Source organism: Exiguobacterium sp. SH4S7 (assembly GCF_004336795.1).
Lineage (GTDB): Bacteria > Bacillota > Bacilli > Exiguobacteriales > Exiguobacteriaceae > Exiguobacterium > Exiguobacterium aurantiacum_A.
In genome coordinates, this window is record NZ_SJUT01000002.1 from 329,567 (window position 1) to 355,704 (window position 26,138).

Sequence of the window (26,138 nt, forward strand, 5' to 3'; positions counted from 1 at the left end):
ATTCATTTCCTCCTCACACACACACTGATGCTTGTTTATACCCATTTTACGCAAAACAGCCACCAAGACTTGAATCACTGGTGGCTGTCCGACTAGTTATAGCTGCTGCCGTCTGAGCAGCCCGGCGAAGACGCCGCCTTTGGCACTCAACTCGTCGTGTGTCCCGTCCTCGACGATGCCGTCGGCGGTGACGACGAGGATGCGGTCGGCATTCTTCACGGTCGCAAGACGGTGAGCGATGATGAGCGTCGTCCGGTCGGCCGCGAGTTCCGTAAGCGACTCTTGGATAATCGCTTCCGTCTCGGTGTCGAGGGCGGACGTCGCTTCATCTAATATTAAGATCGGCGGGTTCTTTAAGAACATGCGGGCGATGGCGATCCGTTGTTTCTGTCCGCCCGACAGTTTCAGTCCCCGCTCTCCGATCTGTGTGTCGAGCCCGTGCTCGAGTTCGTCGACGAGCGAGTTCAAATGTGCCTTCTCGACCGCGTGCATGACTTCCGCGTCGCTCGCCTCGAGCTTACCGTAGGCGATGTTCTCGCGGAGCGTCCCGGCGAACAAGAACACGTCCTGCTGCACGATCCCGATCTGGCGACGCAGACTCTCTTTCGTCATGTCACGGATGTCGATCCCGTCGATCGTGATGGCCCCACCCGTCACGTCATAAAAGCGTGGGATGAGCGAACAGATCGTCGTCTTGCCGGCACCGCTCGTCCCGACGAGGGCGACCGTCGACCCGGTCGTGATGTCGAGGTCGATATGCGTCAACACTTCTCGGTAGTCCGAGTAGCCGAACGAGACATCGTGGAAAGCGATGTTCCCTTTCAGTGAACTGACCTCGACCGCGTCCGGACGGTTCTCGATGTCCGGTGCCTCATCGATCAGTTCTGTGAACCGTTTGAAGCCGGCCATCCCTTTCGGATACATCTCGAGGAGCGCCGTGATCTTCTCGACCGGTTTGATGAGCAAGTTCATATACAAGATGAAACCGACGAGCTCACCGTATGTCAATTCGTTTTCATACGTCAAGTACGCCCCGTAGACGAGGACGAGCAATGTCATGAGCCGTGTCGTGATATAGATCCCGGCGAGCGACTTACTCATGACCCGATACGCTTCGATCTTCGAACCGCGATAGAAGTTGTTGTCTTGTTGGAACCGGTTGATCTCGAACGTCTCGTTCGTGAACGACTGGACGACACGCGCGCCAGAGACGCTATCTTCGACGCGGGCGTTCACTTCACTGATGTTGCCGTACATCTTTTGCCACGCCTTGTTCATGTTTTTATTGGCGTACGTGATCATGATGACGAGGAACGGAACGGCGATGACCGTCACGAGCGCAAGTTGCGGATTGATCGAGAACATGATCCCGAACGCGCCGAGCAACGTCATGATGGCGATGAAGAAGTCTTCCGGGCCGTGGTGTGCCACTTCGCCGATGTCGAACAAGTCGTTCGTGACCCGGCTCATCAAGTGACCGGTCTTATGGTTGTCGAAGAAGCGGAACGATTGCTTATGGATGTGCGTGAACAGTTCTTCGCGCATGTCGGTCTCGATATTGATCCCGAGCTTGTGCCCCCAATAGTTGACGACGTACTGCATCATCATGGCGAGTATGTACAGAATAAGCAGGCCGATACTGATGATAATAATCCAATTCCACTCGCCGCCTGGTAACAGAACGTCGATGAACCATTTCACAGCGAGCGGGAAGCCGAGCTCGAGCAGGCCGACAAGGATGGCGAACGTGAAATCAAGGATGAATAACTTCTTATGTGGACGGTAATAACTAAAAAAACGTGAGATCATTTCCTTTCCCCCTTCTAAACAAATAGTTTACGCTTTTTTGCAGGAAGTGGAAAATGGGAAGCACGTCTTTTTCAATCTTTTTTCAGACGATGTATAATGGACGTAAGGAGTGATAACAATGAACGTACAGATTACAGACCGCGCGAGAGAGCGCATTAACGCCTTAAAAGGCGACCGTGACGGACAGATGCATTTGTTTTATGAGACGGAAGGCTGCGGTTGCGGCAATAGCGGCATCTTCGAGATCCGCTACGTGACCGAGACGACGCCAGAAGACGTCGAGATCGACTCGAACGTCGGGCCAATCCTCATCAAGAACTGGACGAAAGTCTTCCTAGATGAAGACATGATCATCGACTACCGCGACGATAAACGGTCGCTCGTCTTGAAGAGCAACGGTCAAGTGTTCAACTCGAACCTGCTCGTGACCGACGGGACCGGTTGCCAGCTGAACGTGCCGAGCGCATGAAACAAGCGCTCCAGGAGCACCCGAAGTTGATGCTTTGGTTCCTCCTCAGCTTCGGCCTCGGTTTGTTCGGCATCTATCTCGCTTTCACGGACTCCGTCTATACGATGACGGCCGTGATCGCATCGCTGTTCGCGTTCGGGTTCGCGCTTCAACGGACCGCAAAGAAGATGGAACAGCAGAATGACTAAAAAGGAGGTTCGCCGCGGCGAACCTCCTTTCGTTTATCCTTGTTTCTTCTCTTTCACCGCTGTCCGGATTGACAACTCTTCGAGTTGCGCGTCCGCGACCGGGCTTGGTGCTTGCGTCAACAGACAGCTCGCCGACGCCGTTTTCGGGAAGGCGATCGTGTCACGAAGGTTCGAACGACCCGCGAGGATCATGACGAGACGGTCGAGACCGAGCGCGATACCCGCGTGCGGCGGTGTGCCGTATTCGAAGGCCTCAAGCAAGAAGCCGAACTGGGCAACCGACTCTTCGACCGTGAAGCCGAGCAGTTTGAACATGCGCTCTTGAATGTCACGCTCATAAATACGCTGCGATCCGCCACCGAGCTCATAGCCGTTCAAGACGAGGTCATACGCGAGCGCGCGCACGCTTGCTGGGTCCGTCTCGAGAAGATGGAGGTCGTCACGGTTTGGCATCGTGAACGGGTGGTGGTTGGCGTAGAAGCGGCCGTCTTCTTCTTCGAACGTGACGAGCGGGAAGTCCGTCACCCAAAGGAAGTTGAACTTCGACTCGTCGATGAGTCCGAGCTCATGACCGAGCTTGACACGAAGGGCGCCGAGGCTGTCGGCGACGACAGTTGGTTTTGCCGCCACGAACAAGAGAAGATCGCCCGCTTCCGCGTTCGTCGCTTCAATCAACTTCTGTGCGTACGTCTCGTCGAAGAACTTCGCGATCGGTCCGTTCAAGCCTTCAGCCGTCACTTTAAGCCAAGCGAGGCCTTTCGCGCCGTAGACGGCCGTGAACTCTTGAAGTTTGTCGATGTCTTTACGCGAGAACTTGTCGGCCTCGCCTTTGACGTTGATCGCTTTGACGTGTCCGTTCGACTCGAGCGCCATATCGAACACTTTGAAGCCTGCGCCTGTGACGGCGTCGGCGACGTCGATGAGTTCGAGACCGAAACGTGTGTCCGGCTTATCCGAACCGAAGCGACGCATCGCTTCCTCGTGCGTCATCCGCTCGAACTTGGACGGTGTGTCTGTGCGACCGAGCGTCGCTTCCATCACTTGCCCCATCATCGCTTCCATCATCGCCATCAAGTCTTCGACGTCCATGAAGCTCGTCTCGATGTCGACTTGTGTGAATTCCGGTTGACGGTCGGCCCGGAGGTCTTCGTCACGGAAACAGCGGGCGATTTGGAAGTAACGGTCGAACCCAGCGACCATGAGCAACTGTTTGAACAGCTGCGGTGATTGTGGGAGCGCGTAGAACTCGCCACCGTGGACACGGCTCGGGACGAGATAGTCACGGGCGCCTTCCGGTGTCGACTTCGTCAAGATCGGCGTCTCGACTTCGAGGAACTCTTCTTCTGTCAAGAAGTTACGGATCGTGTTCGACGCCTTCGAGCGGAGACGGAACGTCTCTTGGAGTGCCGGACGACGCAGGTCGAGGTAACGGTATTTGAGGCGAAGGTCTTCTGAGACATTTTCCGCTTCGTCGCCGATTGGGATCGGTGTCATCTTCGCCGCGTTCAAGATGTTGATCTCTGAAGCGATGACTTCGATGTTCCCTGTCGGCATGTTCGGGTTTTTGTTTTCACGTTCGAGGACGGTCCCTTTGATGTCTAAGACGTACTCGCTACGGATTGATTCCGCGAGCTTGTGCACCGCTTCGTTCTCAGGGCGCACGACGACTTGGACGATGCCTGTGCGGTCACGAAGGTCGATGAAGATGAGGCCTCCGAGGTCGCGTCGTTTTTGAACCCAACCTTTCAATTGTACTTCTTGGCCGATCAGTGACTCTGTCACGCGGCCGTTCATATGTGTGCGTCCGATCATTGTCCTGCTCCTTTCGATAGTTCACGAATTTTGTCTGCGACGGCCGAGAGTGGCACGTCGACTTGTTCTCCAGTTGCCATGACTTTGAGCGAGGCCGAGCCGCGTTCGACTTCATCGTCTCCGAGGATGACGGTGAATGCCGCATTTAAGCGGTCGGCTTGTTTGAATTGACCTTTGAACTTACGTCCGAGGTAATCGCGGTCGGCTTTGAACCCTTCCATGCGGAGGAGTTGCAACAGGCGCGTCGCCGTCGTCTCGACGTCTTTTCCGCCTTGGGCGACGACAAAGACATCAAGCCCGGTCGAAAGCTCAGGGAGCACGTTCTCGTTCTCGAGCGCGAGGATGAGCCGTTCAAGCCCGATTCCGAAGCCGATACCTGGCATATCCGGTCCACCGATATCTTGGACGAGGCCGTTATAGCGTCCACCGCCGCAAAGCGTCGTGATCGCGCCGAAACCTTCTGCTTCCGACATGATCTCAAACGCCGTGTGCGTGTAGTAATCGAGGCCACGGACGAGTGTCGGGTCGACAACGTATGCGACACCGAGCGCGTCCAAGTGCTCGAGCACTTTGTCGAAATACGCTTTCGACTCTTCGTTCAAAAAGTCGAGGATCGACGGTGCCGACTTCATCGCCGGGTGGTCGCGATCGACTTTACAATCGAGGACGCGGAGCGGGTTTTGGTGCAAGCGCGTCTGACAGTCCTGGCACAATTCGTGTGCGACCGGCTCGAAGTGACGGATAAGCGCTTCGCGGTGGGCGTTGCGGCTTTCCGCGTCACCGAGCGAGTTGACGACGACTTTGATTTTTTGTAGACCGAACGATTTGTAGATCGTGTAGGCGAGGCTGATCACTTCGGCGTCGACGGCCGGGTCACTGCTGCCGATCGCCTCGACACCGTACTGGTGCAACTGGCGGAAACGGCCTTTTTGCGGACGCTCGTAACGGAACATCGGTCCCATATAGTACAGCTTTGTCGGTTGATCGGGACTGCCGAACAGTTTGTTCGTGACGAAAGCGCGAACGACCGAGGCCGTTCCTTCCGGACGGAGCGTGTACTCGTCCTTGCCTTTTTTGACGAGCGTGAACATCTCTTTTTGGACGATGTCCGTCGTTTCGCCGACGCTGCGTGTGAACAGGTCCGTCGTTTCAAAAATCGGTGTGCGAATCTCTTTATAGTTGTAGCGGGCACTAATGTCGCGTAACTTGTCTTCGACATACTGCCACGTCTCGACCGTGCCCGGGAGCAGGTCTTGTGTACCGCGTGGTGCTTTCATCAAAATTCCCTCCTTAGAATACAAAAAGGCCCTCGTCCGCAAAGGGACGAGAGCCTGTTAAAGTTTCCCGTGGTACCACCCTCGTTGCAGAGCCAAAATCGATACTCTGCCACTCGAAATCGGTTAACGCCCGATGAAACGGCTTCCCCTACTAAACGTTCAAGGAAGCACCTCCAAAGTGTCGTTCGGGTCATCATCCAGTCGATGCTTTCAGCCTCGGCATCGCTCTCTTTGCTGGTGGGGTGACCGTACTTCTCTTTATCGTAGGTGTTAGGTTATATGGTTCATGATGCCGAATTTTGGCGCCTTCTGTCAAGCGTTTTTTTCAAGCATGAGCGTGACCGGACCGTCATTTACGAGCCCGACGTCCATCATCGCCCCGAACTTTCCGGTCTCGACGACGAGTCCATGCGTCCGCAAACGGTCGTTGAACTGTTCGTAAAGACGTTCGGCGATGTCGGGTTTCGCAGCCTGCGTGAACGCGGGACGGCGGCCTTTCGACGTATCGCCATACAGCGTGAACTGCGACACTGACAACACTTTGCCGGCGACGTCTTGAATCGACAAGTTCATCTTCTCTTCCGCGTCTTCGAACACACGGAGCCCCGCCACTTTATCGGCGAGCCAGTTCACTTCCTGCTCGGTATCCTCATGGGTCACCCCGACGAGGAGCAGATAGCCGGCGTCGATTTGTCCGACCGTCTGTTCATCGACTTTGACAGATGCTTCCTTCACTCGTTGCAACAATACACGCACTTAAAATCTTCCTTTCGTTACGTCATCATGACTCGGCTGACCGAGTATACGTCCGAGATCTGTTTGATCCGGTCGACGACTTTTTGCAAATGGTTCACGTTCGGAATCGAGATCGTCATCGAGATGCGGGCTTGTTTGTTTTGGTCCCCACGTCCGCTGACGGCGATGATGTTCGTGTTCGTCGCTGAGACGGCTTGTAGCACGTCGTTCAACAGTCCCGACCGGTCATAACCGGTGATCTCGATATCGACGTTGTAGTTCTTCTCTTTCGCCTGGCCCGCTTCCCACTCGACGGTCAAGAGGCGTTCCGGGTGTTGCTCGTTGATGATGTTCAAGCAGTCTTTCCGGTGGATCGAGACGCCGCGACCGCGAGTGATATATCCGACGATTTCGTCGCCCGGCACCGGGTTACAGCACCTGCTCATCCGGATGAGCATATTGTCAATCCCTTTGACCGAGACGCCGGCCTCGGCCGTCTTCTTCTTCGGTGACTGGCTAACTTTTAGTTCGTTGATCGCGTCAGACAGTTCGAGTTTCGGCTCTTTCCGTTGCTTCTCCGTCAACTTGTGCGCGACTTGGGCCGCGGTGATACCGTGATAGCCGACGGCGGCGTACATCTCTTCTTCGTTCCCGAAGTTGAACTTCTCGACGACGATGCTGATCGACTGGTCATCGATGACTTCTTTCGGTTCGAAGCCGAGCTTCTTGATCTCGACGTCGACGAGTTCTTTGCCTTTCTCGACGTTCTCTTCACGTTGTTGGCGCTTGAACCATTGGCGGATCTTATTCTTCGCCTGACTCGAGACGGCGAGTTTGAGCCAGTCCTTGCTCGGTCCATAACTATGTTTCGACGTGATGATCTCAATGATGTCACCCGTCTCAAGTTTATGGTCGAGCGGCACCATGCGTCCGTTCACTTTCGCACCGGTCATCCGATGACCGATCTCGGTATGGATGCGGTACGCATAGTCGATTGGGACCGAGCCTTTCGGCAACTCGAACACGTCACCTTTTGGCGTGAAGACGTACAACATGTCGCTGAAGAAGTCGACTTTGAGCGACTCCATGAACTCTTCGGCGTCGGTCGTATCTTTTTGCAACTCTAAAATTTCACGAAGATGGGCAATCTTTTCATCGAACCCGTTCGTCGCGACATTTTTGCCTTCTTTATAAGCCCAGTGCGCGGCAATCCCGAACTCGGCGATGAAGTGCATGTCCTTCGTCCGGATCTGCACCTCGAGCGGCTCACCCTTCGGTCCGATCACCGTCGTGTGAAGCGATTGATACATGTTCGGTTTCGGCATGGCGATATAGTCCTTGAAACGACCCGGCATCGGCTTGTACTGCGTATGAATGATCCCGAGGACAGCGTAGCAATCACGGATCGAATCAACGATGATCCGGACCGCCATCAAGTCGTAAATTTCATTGAACTCTTTATTATGCTTCACGATCTTATTGTAAATCGAGTATATATGTTTCGGTCGACCGTTGACATCGGCTTCGATACTCACTTCATCGAGCACGGCGTTCACTTCGGTGATGACCGATGAGACGAGCGCTTCACGCTCTGTCCGTTTCTGTTTCATCATCGAGACGATCTTATAGTATTGCTGCGGGTTGATATAGCGTAACGAAATATCTTCAAGCTCCCACTTGATCGTCGAGATCCCCATCCGGTGCGCGAGCGGCGCAAAGATTTCAAGCGTCTCCTCGGCTTTTTGGACTTGCTTCTCTTTCGGCATATGCTGCAACGTCCGCATGTTGTGCAAGCGGTCGGCGAGTTTGATCAAGATGACGCGCACGTCTTCAGCCATCGCGATGATCATCTTACGGTGATTCTCCGCGAGTTCTTCTTTCTTCGACTTATACTTGATCTTCCCAAGCTTCGTCACACCATCGACAAGCATGGCGACTTCAACCCCAAATTCGTCAGTTAGTTCTTTGAGCGTGACATCCGTGTCCTCGACAACGTCGTGCAACAAGGCACCGACAATCGTCGTCGCATCTAAGCCGATGTCGACGAGAATACCGGCCACTTGCACCGGGTGCAGGATGTAGGGTTCACCTGAACGTCTGAACTGACCGGTATGATGAAGTTTTGCGTATTCGTAAGCGCGTTTCACTTCGGCAACATCATGCTCATCCATATACTTCCCGAGCGCGTCGAGAAGATCCTCAATACTTACGATTTGTTTTTTGGTCATAACATTCGACACCCTTTTTCTTACCGCTCCCAACGTCTCGGATTCGTCGCAGCATGGTAGTAGTTTGCGTACAAGTTGTTCTATTTTTTATTACCATTATCAAAAAAATCTGACGAACTGTCAAAGGTTGTAGGTTGTTTTCCTCAAAAACTATTCAAAAAACGGGAAGCATGAGCTTCCCGTTTCCTCAGTCTTCGTAGCGGATGAGTGAGAACACGTCGTATCCTTCGAGACGTTCGCGTCCACCGAGGCCGTCGAGTTCAATCAAGAACCCGATTCCAGCAACGACACCACCGAGTTGTTCGATCATTTTGATCGTCGCTTCGATTGTGCCACCCGTCGCCAGTAAATCGTCGAGGATGACGACTTGCTGACCTGGCTTGATTGAATCTTTGTGCATCGTCAAAATGTCCGTGCCGTATTCAAGACCGTACGATACGCGAACCGTTTCGCGCGGTAACTTGCCTTCTTTACGTACCGGGACGAAGCCGAGTTCGAGGGCGTAAGCCGCCGGGCATCCGACGACGAATCCGCGTGCTTCTGGTCCGGCGATGAGTTCAGCGCCACGTTCCTGCGCGTAGACGATCAATTCGTCGACCGCTTTCTTATAGGCAGGTCCGTCTTGCATGAGCGACGTGATGTCTTTAAAGCTGATCCCTTCTTTCGGGTAATCCGCTACTTCTTTAATATGCTGTTTGAAATCCATTTTATGTGTAAGCCTCCTGCATCTTGTTCGATCGCAATGATTGTAACCGCTCTTTCAGCTCTGCCAACGACGCATAGACGAAACGTTCTTCGAGTTGTTCTCGTCCGACGCGACGTTTGTAACAAGGCGCTTCGGTCAAATCACGTTTCGGTGCTTCTGGATTCACTCCAGGCAGTCCGTCTTCCATTGTAACAAGAAATTCGAGTTCAGAGAATACTTGATGCATAAATTGAATCGTATTTTTTGTCCATTTTCGTTCAATTGACAAACGAATCAAGTTTTCACGCAGGTGTTTCCGTTCGCACGTGGCCATATGGACGTAATACGTTCGGAAATCTTCCCGGCTCGGCAATTTCTCGAAAAACGAATTTCCCGCTTGGCCGAACGCGCAATAGACGCGCTCGACGTCTTCGTTGAGCAGGTCGGACAGCGCCGTCTCGTCGTCCGGTAAATCGAGCAAGACGACGAACCGTTTGACCGGCGTTTTAAAATCGTGGAGTGAAAACTCGTTCGACTCGCCTCTGAACGACACGTACGATGTCGCGTCACTCGGAAGCTGTCTCAATTCATCAATCGAGTTTTTCTTGCCTCGATAATCGAACACTTGGAACCCATCGACACGGATGTCTTGAATCATGAGTTGCGGCTTGCGCATCCCGTTCCATTCGTTCACTTGGAGACTCCCCATGACCGAAACGAGTGCCATCTTCGAGATTTCCGAGACGACGTGACCGAACCCGAAGCCGATGCCGTCGAGTTCGCGCTTGTCTCCAGCAAGTTGGACTTTAAGGTGCGTGTTGTCGCGCCCGATTTGACGAATATCGCGCAGTTTCGCGTCCGCGACGACGACCCGCGGTGACGGGTTGCCCATCCCAAACGGGGCGAGCTTGCCAATCTCCGCAATCAAGTCGAGCGATACGTCGCTGACGTCGAGCTTCAAATCGACGTTCACGCGGGCGACGAACGTCTCGTCCGGAATCGATTCCGCTTGCTCGTTCAAGCGTCGTCTCAGCTCCGCCACATTCTCTGACATGAGCGTCATCCCGGCCGCTGCCGGGTGTCCCCCGAAGTGCGGGAGAATATCTTCGTTTTTAGAAAGCTCTTTAAATAAGTCAAAACCATCGATTGAGCGGCCCGAACCCTTTGCTTTCCCCGTCTTCGGATCGTGGCAGAGCAGGATGACCGGTCGATAGTACGCCTCGACGAGACGTGAGGCGACGATTCCGACGACACCCGGATTCCAACGTTCGCTCGCGACGACGAGGACACGGTCGTCTGTCATCGATGCTTCGACGAGTTCAGTCGCTTCTTTTGCGATCGTCTTGACGATGTCTTGACGCTCTTTGTTTTGTTTATCGAGTTGATTCGCTAAGACGAGTGCTTCTTCGACACTTTCGGCGAGCAGCATCTGGAGGGCTGGCATCGCCGAGTCAAGTCGTCCGGCCGCATTGATGCGGGGACCGAACGCGAACCCGACCGACTCTTCGTTGAGCATGCTGTCCGTCAAGGCACACACTTCGCGCAGCGCTAAAATCCCGGGCCGCTTCGATTCATCGAGCGCCTTGAGACCCAGCTTCGCGAGCAGACGGTTTTCTCCGTCGAGCGGGACGAGATCGGCGATCGTCCCGAGGACAGCCAAGTCGAGCAGCTCGTCAGGCATCCGCCCGAGCACGGCGTGTGCCACTTTAAGGGCGACTCCGGCTCCGGCGAGCTTGTCGTATGGATACGACGGATCGATGTGTGGATGAATGATCGCAAACGCGTCAGGTAGCGTCGCTTTCGGCTCGTGGTGGTCGGTGATGATCAAGTCGACGTTCAGTTCTTTCAACAGCGCCGCTTCTTCGATCCCCGAGATCCCGCAGTCGACCGTGATGACGAGCGTGAACCCTTCACTTGCCGCCCAACTGAACGCTTCTTTGTTCGGCCCGTAGCCTTCCGTGAACCGGTTCGGGATATAGCACTCGGCCATGACCCCGATCTCAGTCAACGCATGCCACATGACGGCCGAGGCACTGACCCCATCGACGTCGTAATCCCCGTAGATGAGCACCATCTCGCCTTCGTCAGCCGCTCGCTTCAAGCGCTCGACGACTTTCGGCATCTGCTCGAACAAGTTCGGGTCGTGAAACTCGAGTTCGTCCTCGATCTGGAGGAACGCCTTCGCTGCGTCAGGCTCTCGATGGCCCCGTTGCGTGAGCAACGTCGCGAGTTGTTCCGATATATTTAGTTCTGTCTGTAGTTGTTCGATCGCGGCCGCATCCGTCTCCGGATACACCCACCGTTTCTTTGCATGATACATATCCTTCACTCCAATCAACTGTTGATTATATCAGAACGGGGACGTGTTTTGCCGTCTTGACATATGAAAAAGGTCCTCCGAACGAATCGGAAGACCTTGTCATCACGCCTCAGGGGCGGGTGTGGCTTGTTTCTTTTTATTGATTGTTAATTTTTTGAGCATGAGCCAGAGGTATGACGCGATGAAGATCGATGAATACATCCCCATGACAAGTCCGATGAGAAGCGCGACCGCGAAGCCGCGAATCGACTCGGCTCCGAAGATGTACAAAGCGAGCGCCGTCACGAGTACGGTGATGACCGTGTTGACCGAACGGACGATCGTCTCTTGAATCGACGTGTTGACGATGTCGCGGTAGACGTCCATCGACTTGATCTTCCGCTCTTTTTCATACGCTTGAATATTCTCGCGCACCCGGTCGAACGTGACGATCGTATCGTTGACCGAGTACCCGATGATCGTCAAGATCGCGGCGACGAAGTACAAGTTGACTTCGATCCCAAAAATCGAGAACGCGACGATCATGAAGAACGCATCGTGCAACATAGCGACGACGGTCGCGACCGCATACGAGAATTGGAACCGGAACGTGATGTAGAGAATGATCCCGAGCGACGCAAGGGCGACCGCATAGACGGCATTACGGGCGATGTCGCGACCGACTTCGGCTGATACGGTACTAATATTCGGATCACTTCCAAACGTTTCCGTGAATACAGTCTTAACTGAAGCGACTTCATCCTGGCCGAGCTGACCGACGAACGTCACGTTCGCGAGCGACCCGCCATCGGCGTATTGAATCGAAGAAATCGACTCGTTGACGCCTGCTTCTGTAAAGGCGGCTTCAAGTTCTTGTTGTGACACTTGTGTCTCCGTCTGCACTTCGACACGCGTCCCAGACGCGAAGTCGATTCCAAGGTTTAACCCTCGGAAGAATAGAATACCGAGACCGATGATAACGACGGCACACGAGATGATGAACAGCGTGCGCATATGTTTCACATAGTTTAATTCAGTGAGCTTAAAGTTCACGGATTTCACTCTCCTTCACACCAAACCAACCTTTACGTTTGTCGAACAAGCGACTAGCGACGAGGAGGTGCATCAAATAACGTGAGATGAAGACGTTCGAGATGAACGTCATCGCAATTGAGATCATGAGCATGATGGCGAACCCTCGAACCGAGCTTGTCCCGAAGTAGAACAACACAGCGGCTGAGATGAGCGTCGTCAAGTTGGCATCGATGATCGTACTGAGCGAACGGCGGTTACCGGCGCGGAACGCCGACAGTACCGACTTGCCTGAACGAAGCTCGTCTTTAATCCGCTCGGCCGTGATGATGTTCGCGTCAACTGCCATCCCGACCCCGAGGACGAGAGCGGCAATCCCTGGCAGCGTCAAGACGGCGTTGATACCGTTGAAGAACAACATGATCAAATTGATATACAAGACGAGCGTGATGATCGAGACGAGTCCAGGTAAACGATAGAAGAACAACATGAACAAGAAGACAGCTGCAATCCCGATGAGCGAAGCGAAGACGGTCTTATCGAGCGCGTCTTGTCCGAACTGGGCTGATACTGACGTCGAGTAAATCTCCTCAAGCTTGACTGGAAGCGCGCCGGCGTTCAAAATGTCGGCTAAGCGTTGTCCGCTTTCAGCATCGATATCGCCGCCCGAAATGATCGCTTTGTCAGATAGAATTGGTCCGTTGACCGAAGCATCTGAGACGATTTTCGAGTTTTCCTTTTGAATCTCTTCTTCATATGAATCGCCTTCTTCAAAGTCTAACCAGATGACGAGACGGTTTTCTGGGGCCGGACGCTCTGCGATTTGCGACGTCACTTCGCCGAACTGTTCCGCTGACTGAAGCGTCAACTCGACGACTGGGTTCCCTTGTTGGTCATAACTGATAGCAGCGCCTCGCGGTGCGAGGTCTTTCCCATCAAGGAGGACGTTATCATCGATGTCACGGAACGTGAGCTGGGCCGTCGATGACAGCACTTCCCGCGCATCGTTCTGGTTCGATACGCCCGCGAGTTGGACGCGGATGCGATTCTCGTCTTCAATCCGGATATCCGGTTCAGAGACACCCAAGACGTTGACACGGTTGTTGATAGCGCGAACGGTTGCATTCATCGCCGATTGGTCGATGACATCACCATCTTCGAGTGGCTGGACTTCGTACAGCACTTCAAACCCGCCTTTTAAGTCGAGTCCAAGGTTTGTGTTCTTGACGACCCATGGCGTCGTGAACACGGCGAGCAAGATCGTTGCGATCATGATGACCGCAAAAATCGCGATATTCCCTTTTTTGTACATACGGCTATTTCCTTTCTAGATACGTGTTCTATATAAAACTTCTCCCGTTAACATTACAAATATTCTAAACATTTATCAATCGTTTTCCTAAAATTGTAACATCAACCTCGAGATTTTCTGGCTTTTTTGCCCGAACGACTAAAAGTTGCATTAGGGCAAAACTTGCGTTATGCTATGATTATCGAAAATATATTACGTTTGCAAAGGAGTCCTCTACAATGGATAGTACAATTGTTTTCGCCTTTTTGTTGACACTATTCGCTGGGCTCGCGACCGGGATCGGAAGCATGATTGCCTTCTTCGCGAAGCGGACGAACACAGCCTTTCTGTCAATCTCGCTCGGCTTCTCGGCTGGGGTCATGATTTACGTCTCGTTCATTGAAATCTTCCCGAAAGCGCTTGTCGAACTCGTCGGTGCCCACGGGGAAAAGGCCGGCACAATTTATACCGTGCTCGCATTTTTTGGAGGGATGCTCCTGATTGCGTTAATCGATAAGTTGATCCCTTCCCCTGAAAACCCTCATGAGGTCAAATTCGTCGAGACGATGCAAAACGACCCATCGTCTCAAGAACTGGCCACGACCGCAACTAAGGATGAGCCCGCTCCGCTAAATCAGGAGACGAAGCAACGGCTTCACAAAATGGGTCTGTTCATGGCGCTCGCCATCACGATTCATAACTTCCCTGAAGGACTGGCCACGTTCATCTCCGCGCTCGATGATCCGGCCGTCGGTATCGCCATCGCGATTGCCATCGCCTTGCACAATATTCCGGAAGGGATTGCCGTGTCGGTGCCGATTTACTACGCGACCGGCTCGCGGAAGAAAGCGTTAAAACTCTCGTTCCTGTCAGGTCTAGCGGAACCGGTCGGTGCCATCGTCGGCTTCTTGATTTTGATGCCATTCCTAAACGATACGATCTTCGGTTTGTTGTTCGCATCCGTCGGCGGAATCATGGTATTCATCTCGCTCGACGAACTGTTACCGGCCGCCCGTGAATACGGCCGGGCCCATCACTCGATTTACGGCATGGTCGCCGGAATGATGGTCATGGCAGCGAGCCTCGTCCTTTTAATGTAACGAAGACATGTGTCAATCTATGCACCTATCAATAAAGAGGTCGTTGAAACGGATTATCCGTCTCAATGACCTCTTTTCATTTCATAGATAGTAGTTCACTTAAGATGATTTTGTTCTCTACTCATCATTCAGAATTTTTCTTCTTAAAAATTTCTAGCGCTTCAAAAAAAGCGATTCCTGTCAGCAATGAAATGTTTTTAAGGTTTAATACATTATTTTCAATCCAAATTTGTGCTAAAGATTCTCCACAACTTTCTCGAATCATCTCATCCGTGCCTTCATCATTTGCGACGGTCAACAATGCAATCTCTACTGCTTCGTTGTTTGAAATAAAACCCAAATCGATAGCAGCATCGTCTCTTTCTGCATCATTTGCTGTCTTGTCTACTAATATCCCGATTAAATCGCTCGTATTGTCCACACTTAAACCCCTTTTCAATGCGGTGTAGAAGTCTTGAACAAGTGGACGAGATCTTTCAACTCGACCGACATATGGCTCATCGTCTCGGCGATGCCATTGATTTCTTGAATCGCGGCGAGCTGTTCTTCCACGTTCGCCCCCGCTTCTTCGACACTGCGTTGCGTCGAAACTGCGTTCGTCGACATGTCCTCGACCGAGACCGCGACTTCGGTCGTATTCGCACTGACTTCCTCTGTCGCCGCGGCAATTTCGCTCATCTGACGCGACGTCTCTTGAATGACCGACACGATTTCACGGAACGCCCCGGCGACTTCACCCATTTGGGCGACGCCGTTTGTCACGTGACCGCTCGTCACGTCAAACGCCGCCTCGACTTGTTTCGTGTCGCGTTGGATATCGACGACGACCGCTTGAATCTTCTTGGCCGATTGTTTCGACTCCTCGGCGAGTTTACGGACTTCGGCGGCGACGACCGCGAACCCTTTCCCGTGCTCGCCGGCCCGCGCTGCCTCGATGGCGGCGTTCAAAGCGAGCAAGTTCGTCTGTTCGGTGATGGCCGTGATCGACCGGGTGATCTTTTCAATCTCAAGCGATTGGTTCGAAAGACGTTCGACCATCTGTTGGGTCAGATCGTTGGCCCGTTGAATCTCTTGCATCTGACTCTCGGCCAACTGAATCGTCTCAAGTCCGCCGCTCGCAGCCTCAAGTGTATGAATCGTCTGTTCATTCACACCTTGTGAGGCGGCAGCGATTTGATTCAAGCCGGTGACGGCCTGATTGACGCCAGACGTCCCTTCCTCGGCGCGCTTGGCCGACACTTGGGCCGCGATATTCATGTCTTCGAACAGTCCAGCCACGCCTTGGGTCGTCGTCGCGACGTGGTCCGTGCTCGCGTATAGCTCTTCCGAATACGCCGTCACTTTATCCGAGGCCGCGCCGACCTGGCGGATCAACCCGACGAGGTTGTGTTTCATCTCGTTAAAGGCCGTCACGAGATCACCGAGCTCATCATTCGATTCGACGGCGATGTCCTCCCCGGTCAAGTCCCCTTCCGCGACGACTCGTGCTTCACGGACGAGACGGTTGATCGGTGTTAAGAACAGTTTCTGGAGCGCATAGAGCGACAACAGCCCGATGGCGACACCGATGATACTGATGATGATCATCCAGACGATCGAGGTGCCGGCGTTTGCTTGTACCGCCGCCGTCTCATCGTCTAGCATCTCCGCTTGATGGGCGACGAGATCGGTGACCGTCATCCGGACCCGATCGGTCGTCGGGGTCACGCTCGTGTTGAGTACCGTCTTGTATCCGATCTCATCTTGTTGTTGGCGCAGCTCGATGGCACGTGCCATCTCGGTGTCGAGATGTTGATTAAACTTCTCTAGATCCCCGAGCCAGCTGAGCACTTTGTCGTCAGATGAAGACTTTTTAAGTGCATCCATCAATTCGTCGCGCTTTTGTTGCGACGCTTCTAAACTGATCAGCGTCTTCGGGTTCGAGACGAGTAAATAATAATTCAAGTAGCGCTCGGCATCCGTGACGGTCAACGCCAAATCTTCGGCGATCAACATGTCACGGAGACCTTCGTTCAACACCCGATCGTACTCAGCAGTGGCATTTTTTAATTGATAAGAACCGAGCGCACCGACGAGGAGCAAGGCAATGATTGTCGGCACGAGCGCGATCGCCATCTTCCGTCGCATCGATGAACGACCTTTCGTTCGTTTGATCGACGAACGTCCTTTCAGTCGTTTGACGCGAGCCCAACCTTGCCATTTTTTAATCGGTTGTAATAATCGTTTAACGTCCATGTCCGTTTCCTCATTTCCAATTTCTTCTCAACTTGACATTAATGCAAACGTTTTCACTAATCAATTTGATTTTTGGAAATGAGGTCGATGATTCGACGGATTGATGAAGTTTGACAAAAAGCAGACACTTACCCTATGATACAAATCGTAACTATTACTATTTAAGAGGTGGAAGCATGACTGATCTGTCAACACGGGTATTAATCATCGGCGCCGGCGTTCACGGTATGACCCTCGCTGTATCTTATTTAGAACAAGGCGGTGCGTTAGAAGAGCTTCTGCTAATTGACGCTCACGATCAACTACTCAAGAACTGGAAGTCCCAAACCGCTCATATTGAAATGTCACATTTGCGCTCGACGCGCGTCCATCATATATCGTCTAATCCATACGCGTTGAAACAGTTCGCGGCGGCGAACGACTATGGCTCTTATCATTTCAAGGATACGTTCGGCCGGCCGTCTTTAGCGTTGTTCAACGATCACTGTGATCAAGTGATTGCGGACTTTAATCTTCATTCTCGTTTTTTAGGCAATCAACCCGTCTCCTCGATTAAACGGTCCGGCAACGTCTACGAAGTGACGACATCGACTCGACGGATTACCGCCGAGACGGTCATCGTTTCGACCGGTCAATCGAGCTCGATGCATCTACCGGGCTTTGCGGACATCCCGACATGCCGACACGTCTTTTCAGCTAACAATCAGCCGGAACAATCGAACGTTACCGTCGTCGGCGGCGGGATCACGGCGTTACATTATACGGTATCGCGTCATAGTAAAGGCCATGACGTCACGCTCGTCACGAAGCGCCCGCTCGAGGTGAGCCAGTTCGACGCCGACCGCAGTTTCATGGGTCCAAAGGGGTTACGCGCTTTTCATCAGTTGGAAGAAAATTGGATTGAGAAACGTGACTTCGTCAAGCAAGAACGAAAGCCTGGGACGTCCCCGAACGACCTCGTCTTGAAAGTGAAGCGGCTCGTGCAACTTGGTAAAATTCGACACATCATTGGAGAAGCGGTCCGTGACGGTGACCAGTTATTCGTCGACGGGATTGCGTTGCCGTCTGACGAGATCGTCTGCTGCACGGGGATCCGCCCGCTCCATCCGAAAGAGACGTTTTTACGGCCGCTCATGGAGCAGCTCGACTTACCGCTCACCCCATGCGGCACACCGGTACTCGACGCCTCACTCGCTTGGACGGACAACTTCTACATGACTGGCGCTTACGCCGACTTGATCGTCGGCCCGTTCGCTCGTGCCATTTACGGCGGTCAAGAAGGGGCTCGTCGTATCATTCCTCGCCTATTACCCGCACGAAAAAACGCCTGACCATATACTGGTCAGGCGTCATTTGCTTACTCAGCGAATGAAGAGTTTCCTTTTTTCGTCACTTCAGCAATCGCACTGCGATTGAACTTGAGAAGTGCTTGGTCGCATTTCAATGTGACTTCTGTGTCTTCGATCTGATGGACGACACCGTGAAGGCCGCCAATCGTCACGACATGATCGCCACGCTCAAGCGCATTTTGCATCGTTTGTACTTGCTTTTGTCGCTTCGTCTGTGGACGGATCAACAAGAAGTAGAACACGACGAAAATAAGGATCATCGGTAATAGTGCTACGAGAGTTTCCATTTGTAGAATTCACCCTTTCCTTCAATATCAGGTTCATTATACCGTGAAACCGATTCGTTGTCACATAATCGCTGTCAGAGAATTAGAAATTCTTGGCGTTCGGTTTGTTATATCCATATTCTTCGAAGTACTCTTCTTTGAAATCGAGCAGACGGTCTTCGCGGATCGCTTGACGGACTTGTTCCATCAAATTCACGAGGAAATGAAGGTTATGCGTCGAGCAAAGGTGGAGACCGAACATCTCATCGGCACGGATCAAATGGTGCACGTATGCCCGTGAATAGTTCTTACACGTATAGCAATCGCACTTCTCATCGATTGGGCCAAAGTCCGTCTTATGTTTGGCGTGTTTGATCGTCACGCGACCTTTAGACGTCATGAGCGTGCCGTTACGGGCGATCCGTGTCGGCAAGACGCAGTCGAACATGTCGATCCCGCGAATCGAACCTTCGATCAACGCATCCGGTGATCCGACGCCCATCAAGTAGCGCGGCTTATCTTCCGGCATGAACGGTGTCGTGAACTCGAGCGCCCGATACATGACGTCTTTCGGTTCGCCGACCGACAAACCGCCGACCGCATAACCCGGGAAATCGAGTGAGACGAGGTCCTCGGCGCTTTGACGGCGAAGGTCTTCGTACTCACCACCTTGGATGATGCCGAACAGCGCTTGGTCCTCCGGACGTTCGTGCGCTGCGAGGCAACGTTCGGCCCAACGGCTTGTCCGCTCGACCGACTTCTTCATGTATTCATGCGTCGCCGGGAACGGCGGGCACTCATCGAACGCCATCATGATGTCCGCACCGAGCGCGTTTTGGATTTCCATCGCCTTCTCTGGTGACAAGAACAACTTGTCCCCGTTCAAATGGTTACGGAAATGGACGCCTTCTTCTTGAATGTTACGCAGGTCAGCGAGTGAGAACACTTGGAAGCCGCCTGAGTCCGTCAAGATCGCGCCGTCCCAGTTCATGAACTTGTGAAGTCCGCCCGCTTGCTTGACGACCTCGTGTCCGGGACGAATCCATAGGTGGTACGTGTTCGATAAGATGATGTTCGCACCCATCGCTTTCACTTGTTCAGGTGCCATCGTCTTGACGCTCGCCTGCGTGCCGACCGGCATGAAGACAGGCGTCTCGAACGAGCCGTGCGGCGTATGGACGATCCCGTGCCGCGCTCCTGATTGTTTACACGTGTGGATGTGTTCGTATGTGACTGCATGTTTGGTCATTTGTTTTCTTCCTTCCTCGTAATGAGCATCGCGTCTCCAAAGCTGAAGAAGCGGTATTCGTTTTCCACCGCGGTTCGGTAGGCGTGTAAGATGATGTCGCGTGACGCGAACGCCGAGACGAGCATGACGAGCGTTGACTTCGGCAGATGGAAGTTCGTGATCAGTCCATCGATCGCCTTCAACTCGACGCCAGGGTAAATAAAGATGTCCGTCCAGCCCGATGACTCGACGAAATCCCCGTGATCGCGCATGATTGTCTCGAGCGTCCGTGTCGACGTCGTTCCGACCGCGAAGACGCGGCCGCCGCTCGCGCGGACGTCACGGAGCGCCCGTGCCGATTGCTCGGACAGTTCAAAGTACTCGCTATGCATCGTATGCTCTTCGATCGTATCGGCCGTGACCGGGCGGAACGTCCCGAGCCCGACGTGAAGCGTGAGTGGGATCAAGTTGACCCCTTTCGCCTGGGCAGCCTCGAGCAATTCTTCTGTGAAATGAAGACCTGCCGTCGGTGCGGCCGCACTGCCGCGTTCGCGGGCGTAGACGGTCTGGTAGCGGTCTTGGTCGTCAAGCTGTTCGCGGATGTAAGGCGGGAGCGGCATCGTGCCGAGCTCGTCTAAAATCTCATAGAAGATCCCGTCATACTCGAACTTGAAGCGGCGTCCGCCTTCCGGGAGCTCTTCGACGCATTCGGCCCGGAGCAATCCGTTCCCGAATTCGACGATGGCGCCGACGCGGACTTTCTTCGCCGGTTTGACGAGCGCTTCCCAGACGTCATCTTCGGTCTGCTTCAAGAGCAGCAGCTCGACTTTGCCGCCCGTCTCTTGCTTCGCCCCGAACAGACGGGCCGGCAAGACACGTGAATCGTTGACGACAAGCGCGTCGCCTGCTTGTAAATAGTCGAGCACGTCACGGAAGTGGCGGTGCTCGATGTCACCTGTGTCCCGGTCGAGGACGAGCAAACGTGAGCTCGTCCGATCAAGGAGCGGGACTTGGGCGATCAGTTCTTCTGGCAAGTCAAAATCATAGTCGTTTACGTTCAATTGAATATCTTGCATCATTTACTCCTCTTCGTATCCAAAATGCGTCTTAGCGTATTGTGTGATCATGCGTCCTCGCGGTGTCCGCTGGAGGAAGCCTTGTTGTAACAAGTATGGTTCGTAGACGTCCTCGATCGTCTGGGCGTCTTCACCGATTGTCGCGGCGAGCGTCTCGAGCCCGACCGGACCGCCGCCGAACCGTTCGACCATGGCCCGCAAGAGCCGATGGTCGACCTCGTCGAGCCCGAGGGCGTCGACGTGCAGGCGATCGAGCGCACTCGATGCCATGGCTGGGTCGATTTCTTTCGTCCCTTCCACTTGCGCGAAGTCACGGACACGACGCAACAGCCGGTTGGCGATCCGTGGCGTCCCGCGTGCGCGTTTGGCGATCGCGCCGCTCGCTTCCGGTGAGATCGACAGACGGAACAGCTGGGCCGTCCGGCTGACGATGGCCGCGAGTTCGTGCGCTTCGTAATACTCGAGCTTGAGCGTCACCCCGAAACGGTCACGGAGCGGGGCCGACAACATGCCGGCCCGTGTCGTCGCGCCGACGAGCGTGAACGGCGGCAAGTCGATGCGGACGCTGCGCGCCATCTCGCCTTGTCCGTAGACGATATCAAGGCAGTAGTCTTCCATCGCCGGATACAGGATCTCTTCAATCGTCCGGCTGAGCCGATGGATCTCGTCAATAAACAGGACGTCCCCCGGCTCGAGCGTCGACAGGATTGCTGCTAAGTCACCTGGGCGTTCGATGGCGGGACCAGCTGTCGTCTTGATGCCGACACCCATCTCGTTGGCGATAATTTGTGCGAGCGTCGTCTTCCCTAGACCAGGTGGCCCGTAAAGGAGGACGTGGTCGAGCGTCTCGCTTCGCATTTTTGCCGCTTGGATAAAGACGGATAAGTTCCCTTTCGCCTTCTCTTGTCCGATATACTGCTCGAACCGTTGCGGACGCAGGCTCCACTCTTCAGAGTCTTCATACTGTTGGTGGGATTGTGACAACAATCGTTCGTCCATAGGTTCCTCCTTATTTCAACAACAATTGCAGGGCGCGCTTTATGTAAGCGTCTGTCGTCAATATTTCTGAATTCAGTTCTTTGCGGACACGTGTGATCTCACGTTCCGAATAACCGAGGGCGGCGAGCGCTTCACACGCTTCGTCAAGTTCTGACGAGCCTTGTGCGAACAGGCCTGTGTTCGGCACATAGTCCGGTGCGAGCTCTGACAACTTCCCTTTTAAATCGAGCGCCATTTGTTTGGCCGTCTTCTTGCCGACGCCCGGGAACTTCATCAAGTACTTCTCGTTCTCGGTCTCGATCGCGTCAATCAACGCGTCCATGTCGCCCGAGGCGACGATGGCGAGCGCGCCTTTCGGTCCGATGCCGTTGACGCCGAGCAGTTTATTGAACAGTTCGCGCTCCCGGCGTGACCGGAAACCGTACAGCGTCTGTTGATCTTCTCTGACGTAATGGTGCGTAAACACGATTACATGTTCGTCTTGTTCACGATAAAAAAACGGGTTAGGCACATGTACTTTGTAGCCGACGCCCGAAACATCCAACGTTATATATTCCGCACACACGTAGGCGACGGATCCTTTTACGAATTCAATCACTTTGTTATCTCCTCTTCATAGGAAAACTGCATTCATTGTACCATAGAAAACGCCGTGAAAAAAGGACAGGCGATCGCCTGTCCGTTATCTCGCTAACATCCGCTCGAGGGCGAGCGTTGCCCATTTCGTCGTTTCCTCATCGACACGAATGATGTTGACCGGATCCGTCTCGAGCGACTCGAGCGCCCACAACAGATGCGGCAAATCGATGCGGTTCATCGTCAGACACGGACACATGTACGGGTTGAGGGAGACGATGTCTTGCTCGGGATGCGTCATTGCTAGTCGATTGACCAAGTTCATCTCCGTCCCGACGGCCCACTTCGTCCCCGGAGCGCTCGCCTCGATCTGGTCGATGATGTAGGATGTCGACCCGGCCTCGTCCGCCGCCTGCACGACGTCAAACGTACACTCGGGATGGACGATAATGCGTCGTTCCGGGTCATGCTTCCGCAACGCCTCGATTTGGGCGACATTGAACTTCTCGTGGACCGAACAATGCCCTTTCCAGAGGATGACCCGTACGTCTTCGATGTCGCCCTTGTAGTCGAGACGCTCACGAAGCGGGTCCCAGACGGCCATCGCCGCCAGCGGCACACCGAGATCAAACGCCGTGTTGCGCCCTAAGTGTTGATCTGGCAAGAACATAATCCGTTCGCCAGTCTCGAGTGCCCAACGGACGATGTCGTGTGCGTTTGACGACGTGACGGTCGCACCGCCGTTCTTTCCGACGAACGCCTTGATGGCTGCAGTCGAATTGACATACGTGATCGGGATGATGTCGTCACCGAACAAGTCGGTCAATTCCTCCCAAGCAATCTCGGTCTGGTCGATATCGGCCATATCCGCCATCGAACAACCGGCCCGCATGTCCGGCAAGATGACGAGTTGGTCGTCGCGTGTCAGCATGTCGGCCGTCTCGGCCATGAAATGGACGCCGCAAAAGACAATAAACTCGGCCCCATTCATTTGTTCGGCGAGTCGTGCGAGCTGGAGCGAATCTCCGGTCGCGTCCGCGAACTGGACGACCTCATCCTTTTGATAGTGATGTGCCGGTAGAAACAGCCGGCTGCCGAGCCGTGCTTTAATGGCTTCGATCCGCGCTTCCATCTGTTCGATCGTCATATTAGCGTATTGTGCTGGCATCGTTCCGAGTAACTGCATATTTGACCCCTCCTTTAAGATTTAAGCTGCAATCGAGAGCCGTCACCGAATTCGTCAACTGTCCGACCGAGATGACGTCGACGCCCGTACCGCGGTAGGCGGCGATTGTGTCGACAGTGATCCCACCCGACGCTTCCGTCGTGATGTGGGACGGCACGAGCGCAACCCACGCCTTCAACTCTTCCGGTGACCGGTTATCGAGCATGATGATGTCAGGACTTGCCGCGATTGCCTCACGCAACTGCTCGATCGTCTCGACCTCGACTTCGATCGGTGTCGTATGCCCGTTTTGAGTTCTCGCCGTTTCGATGGCCCGCGTGATGCCCCCGAGTGCCGCAATATGGTTGTCTTTGATCATGACGGCGTCGTCGAGACGCAGCCGATGGTTGTATCCCCCACCACATCGGACGGCGTATTTTTCAAGCATCCGCAGTCCCGGCGTCGTCTTCCGTGTGTCGGTGACCCGGATCGATGGGTCGGCGAGCGCCTCGACACAGCGCCTTGTCAGCGTGGCGATGCCGCACATATGTTGCACAAGGTTGAGCAGTATCCGTTCCGTCTCGAGGATCGTCCGCGTCTTGCCGCGCAAAGCGAACATGACGTCCCCTTTTTTCAAATCCGTCCCATCGTCACGGCACTGTTCGACGACGAGCCGTTGCATCGCCGCGAGTTCCATCACGACGTCAACACCGGAGAAGACCCCGTCCGCCTTGGCGGTGACGACGGCTGTCGCCACGTCGATCGGGTCGATGAGCGCGCTCGAGGCGTCTCCAAATCCGATATCCTCATTTAGAAATTGTGTGAGCTGTTCGCGCAGTAACGTTCTGTTCATGGAACTCCTCCGTTCTCATAAAGGCGCGTGCTAAAATCCGGCCCGCCTCAAGTTGTAATGTTCGTTCTGCCAATTGTCTTGTCACGTGTTTCGTCCGTGCCAGTTGTTGGGTATTTTCTAAGAAACTTCTCATTTCTCCAAACTCAGGCGAGATTGTCAGCCAGTTGCCTAATCGCCGACGATACGCTTGAAACGCCTCCTTCGATAACTCATAAGCGGTCACTTCAGTCACCGTGAACGGCCCTTCTTCAAGTCGCACCGATGCGGCGACCCGTTTTCCGAACACCCAGCATTCAAGTAGTGAATTAGAAGCCAACCGGTTCATCCCGTGAACACCCGTGTCGGCGACTTCACCGACCGCGTAAAGCCCGGCCACACCCGTCGACCCGGTTTCATCGACTCGCACCCCGCCCATATGAAAATGCAGACCCGGCCGGACCGGGATGCGAGCGACGTCGATCCGTTCGGCCTGACACGTCGCCCACAATTTCGGGAACCGGGCCGCAATGTCTTTGACGCGACTCGTATCGAGATAGACCGGGCCGCAGTGACGCGTGAGCACGGCCGCCACTTCATCACGGGGCGCCAGACTGCCTAGCGGATGGTGCCGCATCACGTGACACCCGTCCTCATCGACGAGTTCCGCGCCCGCACCTCGCAGCGCCTCGGTCACGAGGTGCGGCGTCTCGACCGCTAGCAGTGTCGGATGAAACTGGATCTCGGTCAAGTTGGAAAGTTCGGCACCGGCAGCGCTCGCCAAGACGAGTCCATCCCCCGTCACGGCCCGACAGTTCGACGTCCAATCGACGAGCCCGCCGATGCCACCTGTCGCCAAGACGACCGCGCCCGCTTGAATATGGATTCGTTCGTCACCTTGGAAACCGGTCGCACCGACGACTCGGCCGCCCGTTTTTGTCAGTCCGTCGATCAAGACGTGTTCCATCACTTCAACGTTTTGCGGGAGCCGTTCTCGTAACGCGGTCATCACATGACGTCCCGTCTCGTCACCACCGACGTGGTAGATCCGATGTTTCCCGTGGGCACCTTCTCGGCCGATCTTATACCCGGACTCGTCCCGGTCGAACACGACACCGAACCGCTCCATCTCTGAAACGACACCACGGCCGTCCTCGACGAGCGTGACGACCCGGTCCGCTTGCGCCGTCATCTTGGAAGCGACGAGCGTATCGTGTGCGTGATCGAGACTCGACGGCTCCAAATATGAACTCGCGATCCCGCCTTGGGCGAGGTCAGAGTTCGAGGAGGTCACGTCACGTTTTGAGACGAGGAGGATGCGGTACGTCTCCGGCAAATGGAGTGCCACCGTGACCCCGGCCAACCCCGCCCCGATAATCAAAACATCGACTTGTATTAACTGTAAAGACATCTGTATATCACCTGTATTTCATATGTAATGTTGACTTGTAAACTAGTTTCGCATAATTTTGTGAAGAAGACAACATGAG

At 54.1% G+C, this 26,138-nt stretch carries 23 protein-coding genes and 1 other annotated feature; of the genes, 4 read left to right on the forward strand and 19 right to left on the reverse strand.

Annotated features, from left to right (window positions below; all coding sequences use genetic code 11):
- Positions 1–96: 96 nt before the first annotated feature.
- The gene (locus tag EVJ29_RS05785; protein WP_131465443.1) at positions 97–1,809 is read right to left on the reverse strand and encodes an ABC transporter ATP-binding protein; all 1,713 of its coding nucleotides are present in this window, start codon (positions 1,807–1,809) and stop codon (positions 97–99) included.
- Between the two features lie 118 nt (positions 1,810–1,927).
- Here EVJ29_RS05785 and EVJ29_RS05790 point away from each other — a divergent pair, with 118 nt between their 5' ends.
- Positions 1,928–2,278 carry an iron-sulfur cluster biosynthesis family protein gene (locus EVJ29_RS05790; protein WP_131465445.1) on the forward strand — a complete coding sequence of 117 codons (351 nt, stop codon included), beginning with the start codon at positions 1,928–1,930 and terminating at the stop codon, positions 2,276–2,278.
- Positions 2,275–2,466, forward strand: coding sequence for a hypothetical protein (locus EVJ29_RS05795; protein ID WP_070327666.1), 192 nt, complete (start codon positions 2,275–2,277; stop codon positions 2,464–2,466). The genes EVJ29_RS05790 and EVJ29_RS05795 overlap by 4 nt, the downstream gene beginning before the upstream one ends.
- 33 nt (positions 2,467–2,499) lie before the next feature.
- Here EVJ29_RS05795 and aspS read toward each other — a convergent pair whose 3' ends face one another.
- From aspS to secD, 8 genes are all read right to left on the reverse strand, one after another.
- Positions 2,500–4,278 carry an aspartate--tRNA ligase gene (gene aspS, locus EVJ29_RS05800; RefSeq protein ID WP_131465449.1) on the reverse strand — a complete coding sequence of 593 codons (1,779 nt, stop codon included), beginning with the start codon at positions 4,276–4,278 and terminating at the stop codon, positions 2,500–2,502.
- Positions 4,275–5,555, reverse strand: a complete 1,281-nt coding sequence (gene hisS, locus EVJ29_RS05805) for a histidine--tRNA ligase (RefSeq protein WP_131504794.1) — start codon at positions 5,553–5,555, stop codon at positions 4,275–4,277. Before hisS ends, aspS begins: the two co-directional genes overlap by 4 nt.
- A gap of 39 nt (positions 5,556–5,594) precedes the next feature.
- Positions 5,595–5,829: a binding site (T-box leader), on the reverse strand.
- 38 nt (positions 5,830–5,867) lie between these two features.
- A complete protein-coding gene (gene dtd, locus EVJ29_RS05810) occupies positions 5,868–6,311 on the reverse strand; it encodes a D-aminoacyl-tRNA deacylase (protein ID WP_070327669.1) in 444 nt (147 codons plus the stop codon).
- 17 nt (positions 6,312–6,328) lie between these two features.
- The gene (locus EVJ29_RS05815) at positions 6,329–8,518 is read right to left on the reverse strand and encodes a RelA/SpoT family protein (RefSeq protein ID WP_070327670.1); all 2,190 of its coding nucleotides are present in this window, start codon (positions 8,516–8,518) and stop codon (positions 6,329–6,331) included.
- 187 nt (positions 8,519–8,705) lie between these two features.
- Positions 8,706–9,224: an adenine phosphoribosyltransferase gene (locus EVJ29_RS05820; protein WP_016508814.1), complete on the reverse strand. Its 519-nt coding sequence runs from the start codon at positions 9,222–9,224 to the stop codon at positions 8,706–8,708.
- A gap of 1 nt (position 9,225) precedes the next feature.
- Positions 9,226–11,523, reverse strand: a complete 2,298-nt coding sequence (gene recJ / locus EVJ29_RS05825) for a single-stranded-DNA-specific exonuclease RecJ (RefSeq protein ID WP_131465453.1) — start codon at positions 11,521–11,523, stop codon at positions 9,226–9,228.
- Positions 11,524–11,625: 102 nt separating this feature from the next.
- Positions 11,626–12,555: a protein translocase subunit SecF gene (gene secF, locus EVJ29_RS05830; RefSeq protein WP_131465455.1), complete on the reverse strand. Its 930-nt coding sequence runs from the start codon at positions 12,553–12,555 to the stop codon at positions 11,626–11,628.
- A complete protein-coding gene (gene secD, locus EVJ29_RS05835; RefSeq protein WP_131504795.1) occupies positions 12,545–13,846 on the reverse strand; it encodes a protein translocase subunit SecD in 1,302 nt (433 codons plus the stop codon). The genes secF and secD overlap by 11 nt, the downstream gene beginning before the upstream one ends.
- A gap of 218 nt (positions 13,847–14,064) precedes the next feature.
- Here secD and zupT point away from each other — a divergent pair, with 218 nt between their 5' ends.
- Positions 14,065–14,925 (forward strand): zinc transporter ZupT, encoded by an 861-nt coding sequence (zupT, locus tag EVJ29_RS05840; protein ID WP_070327672.1) that lies wholly within the window; start codon positions 14,065–14,067, stop codon positions 14,923–14,925.
- Between the two features lie 124 nt (positions 14,926–15,049).
- On the opposite strand, the gene EVJ29_RS05845 is transcribed toward zupT, so the two are convergent.
- Positions 15,050–15,346 carry a hypothetical protein gene (locus EVJ29_RS05845; protein ID WP_131504796.1) on the reverse strand — a complete coding sequence of 99 codons (297 nt, stop codon included), beginning with the start codon at positions 15,344–15,346 and terminating at the stop codon, positions 15,050–15,052.
- Between the two features lie 14 nt (positions 15,347–15,360).
- A complete protein-coding gene (locus tag EVJ29_RS05850) occupies positions 15,361–17,160 on the reverse strand; it encodes a methyl-accepting chemotaxis protein (protein WP_131504797.1) in 1,800 nt (599 codons plus the stop codon).
- 176 nt (positions 17,161–17,336) lie between these two features.
- Between EVJ29_RS05850 and EVJ29_RS05855 the strand changes: the two genes are divergently transcribed.
- Positions 17,337–18,491 carry an FAD-dependent oxidoreductase gene (locus tag EVJ29_RS05855; RefSeq protein WP_131504798.1) on the forward strand — a complete coding sequence of 385 codons (1,155 nt, stop codon included), beginning with the start codon at positions 17,337–17,339 and terminating at the stop codon, positions 18,489–18,491.
- A 26-nt stretch (positions 18,492–18,517) separates the two neighbouring features.
- On the opposite strand, the gene yajC is transcribed toward EVJ29_RS05855, so the two are convergent.
- From yajC to EVJ29_RS05895, 8 genes are all read right to left on the reverse strand, one after another.
- Positions 18,518–18,796, reverse strand: a complete 279-nt coding sequence (gene yajC / locus EVJ29_RS05860; protein WP_070327676.1) for a preprotein translocase subunit YajC — start codon at positions 18,794–18,796, stop codon at positions 18,518–18,520.
- 82 nt (positions 18,797–18,878) lie between these two features.
- Complete coding sequence (gene tgt, locus EVJ29_RS05865; protein WP_070327677.1) at positions 18,879–20,024, reverse strand: tRNA guanosine(34) transglycosylase Tgt; 1,146 nt, start codon at positions 20,022–20,024, stop codon at positions 18,879–18,881.
- Positions 20,021–21,064, reverse strand: a complete 1,044-nt coding sequence (gene queA, locus EVJ29_RS05870; protein ID WP_083274023.1) for a tRNA preQ1(34) S-adenosylmethionine ribosyltransferase-isomerase QueA — start codon at positions 21,062–21,064, stop codon at positions 20,021–20,023. Before queA ends, tgt begins: the two co-directional genes overlap by 4 nt.
- A gap of 18 nt (positions 21,065–21,082) precedes the next feature.
- Positions 21,083–22,078, reverse strand: coding sequence for a Holliday junction branch migration DNA helicase RuvB (gene ruvB, locus EVJ29_RS05875; RefSeq protein WP_071399448.1), 996 nt, complete (start codon positions 22,076–22,078; stop codon positions 21,083–21,085).
- Between the two features lie 10 nt (positions 22,079–22,088).
- Positions 22,089–22,676, reverse strand: a complete 588-nt coding sequence (gene ruvA, locus EVJ29_RS05880; RefSeq protein ID WP_070327680.1) for a Holliday junction branch migration protein RuvA — start codon at positions 22,674–22,676, stop codon at positions 22,089–22,091.
- 84 nt (positions 22,677–22,760) lie between these two features.
- Complete coding sequence (gene nadA, locus EVJ29_RS05885) at positions 22,761–23,840, reverse strand: quinolinate synthase NadA (protein ID WP_131465463.1); 1,080 nt, start codon at positions 23,838–23,840, stop codon at positions 22,761–22,763.
- Positions 23,803–24,672, reverse strand: coding sequence for a carboxylating nicotinate-nucleotide diphosphorylase (gene nadC, locus EVJ29_RS05890; protein ID WP_131465465.1), 870 nt, complete (start codon positions 24,670–24,672; stop codon positions 23,803–23,805). Before nadC ends, nadA begins: the two co-directional genes overlap by 38 nt.
- Positions 24,626–26,059 (reverse strand): L-aspartate oxidase, encoded by a 1,434-nt coding sequence (locus EVJ29_RS05895; RefSeq protein ID WP_236633410.1) that lies wholly within the window; start codon positions 26,057–26,059, stop codon positions 24,626–24,628. The genes nadC and EVJ29_RS05895 overlap by 47 nt, the downstream gene beginning before the upstream one ends.
- Positions 26,060–26,138 lie beyond the last annotated feature (79 nt).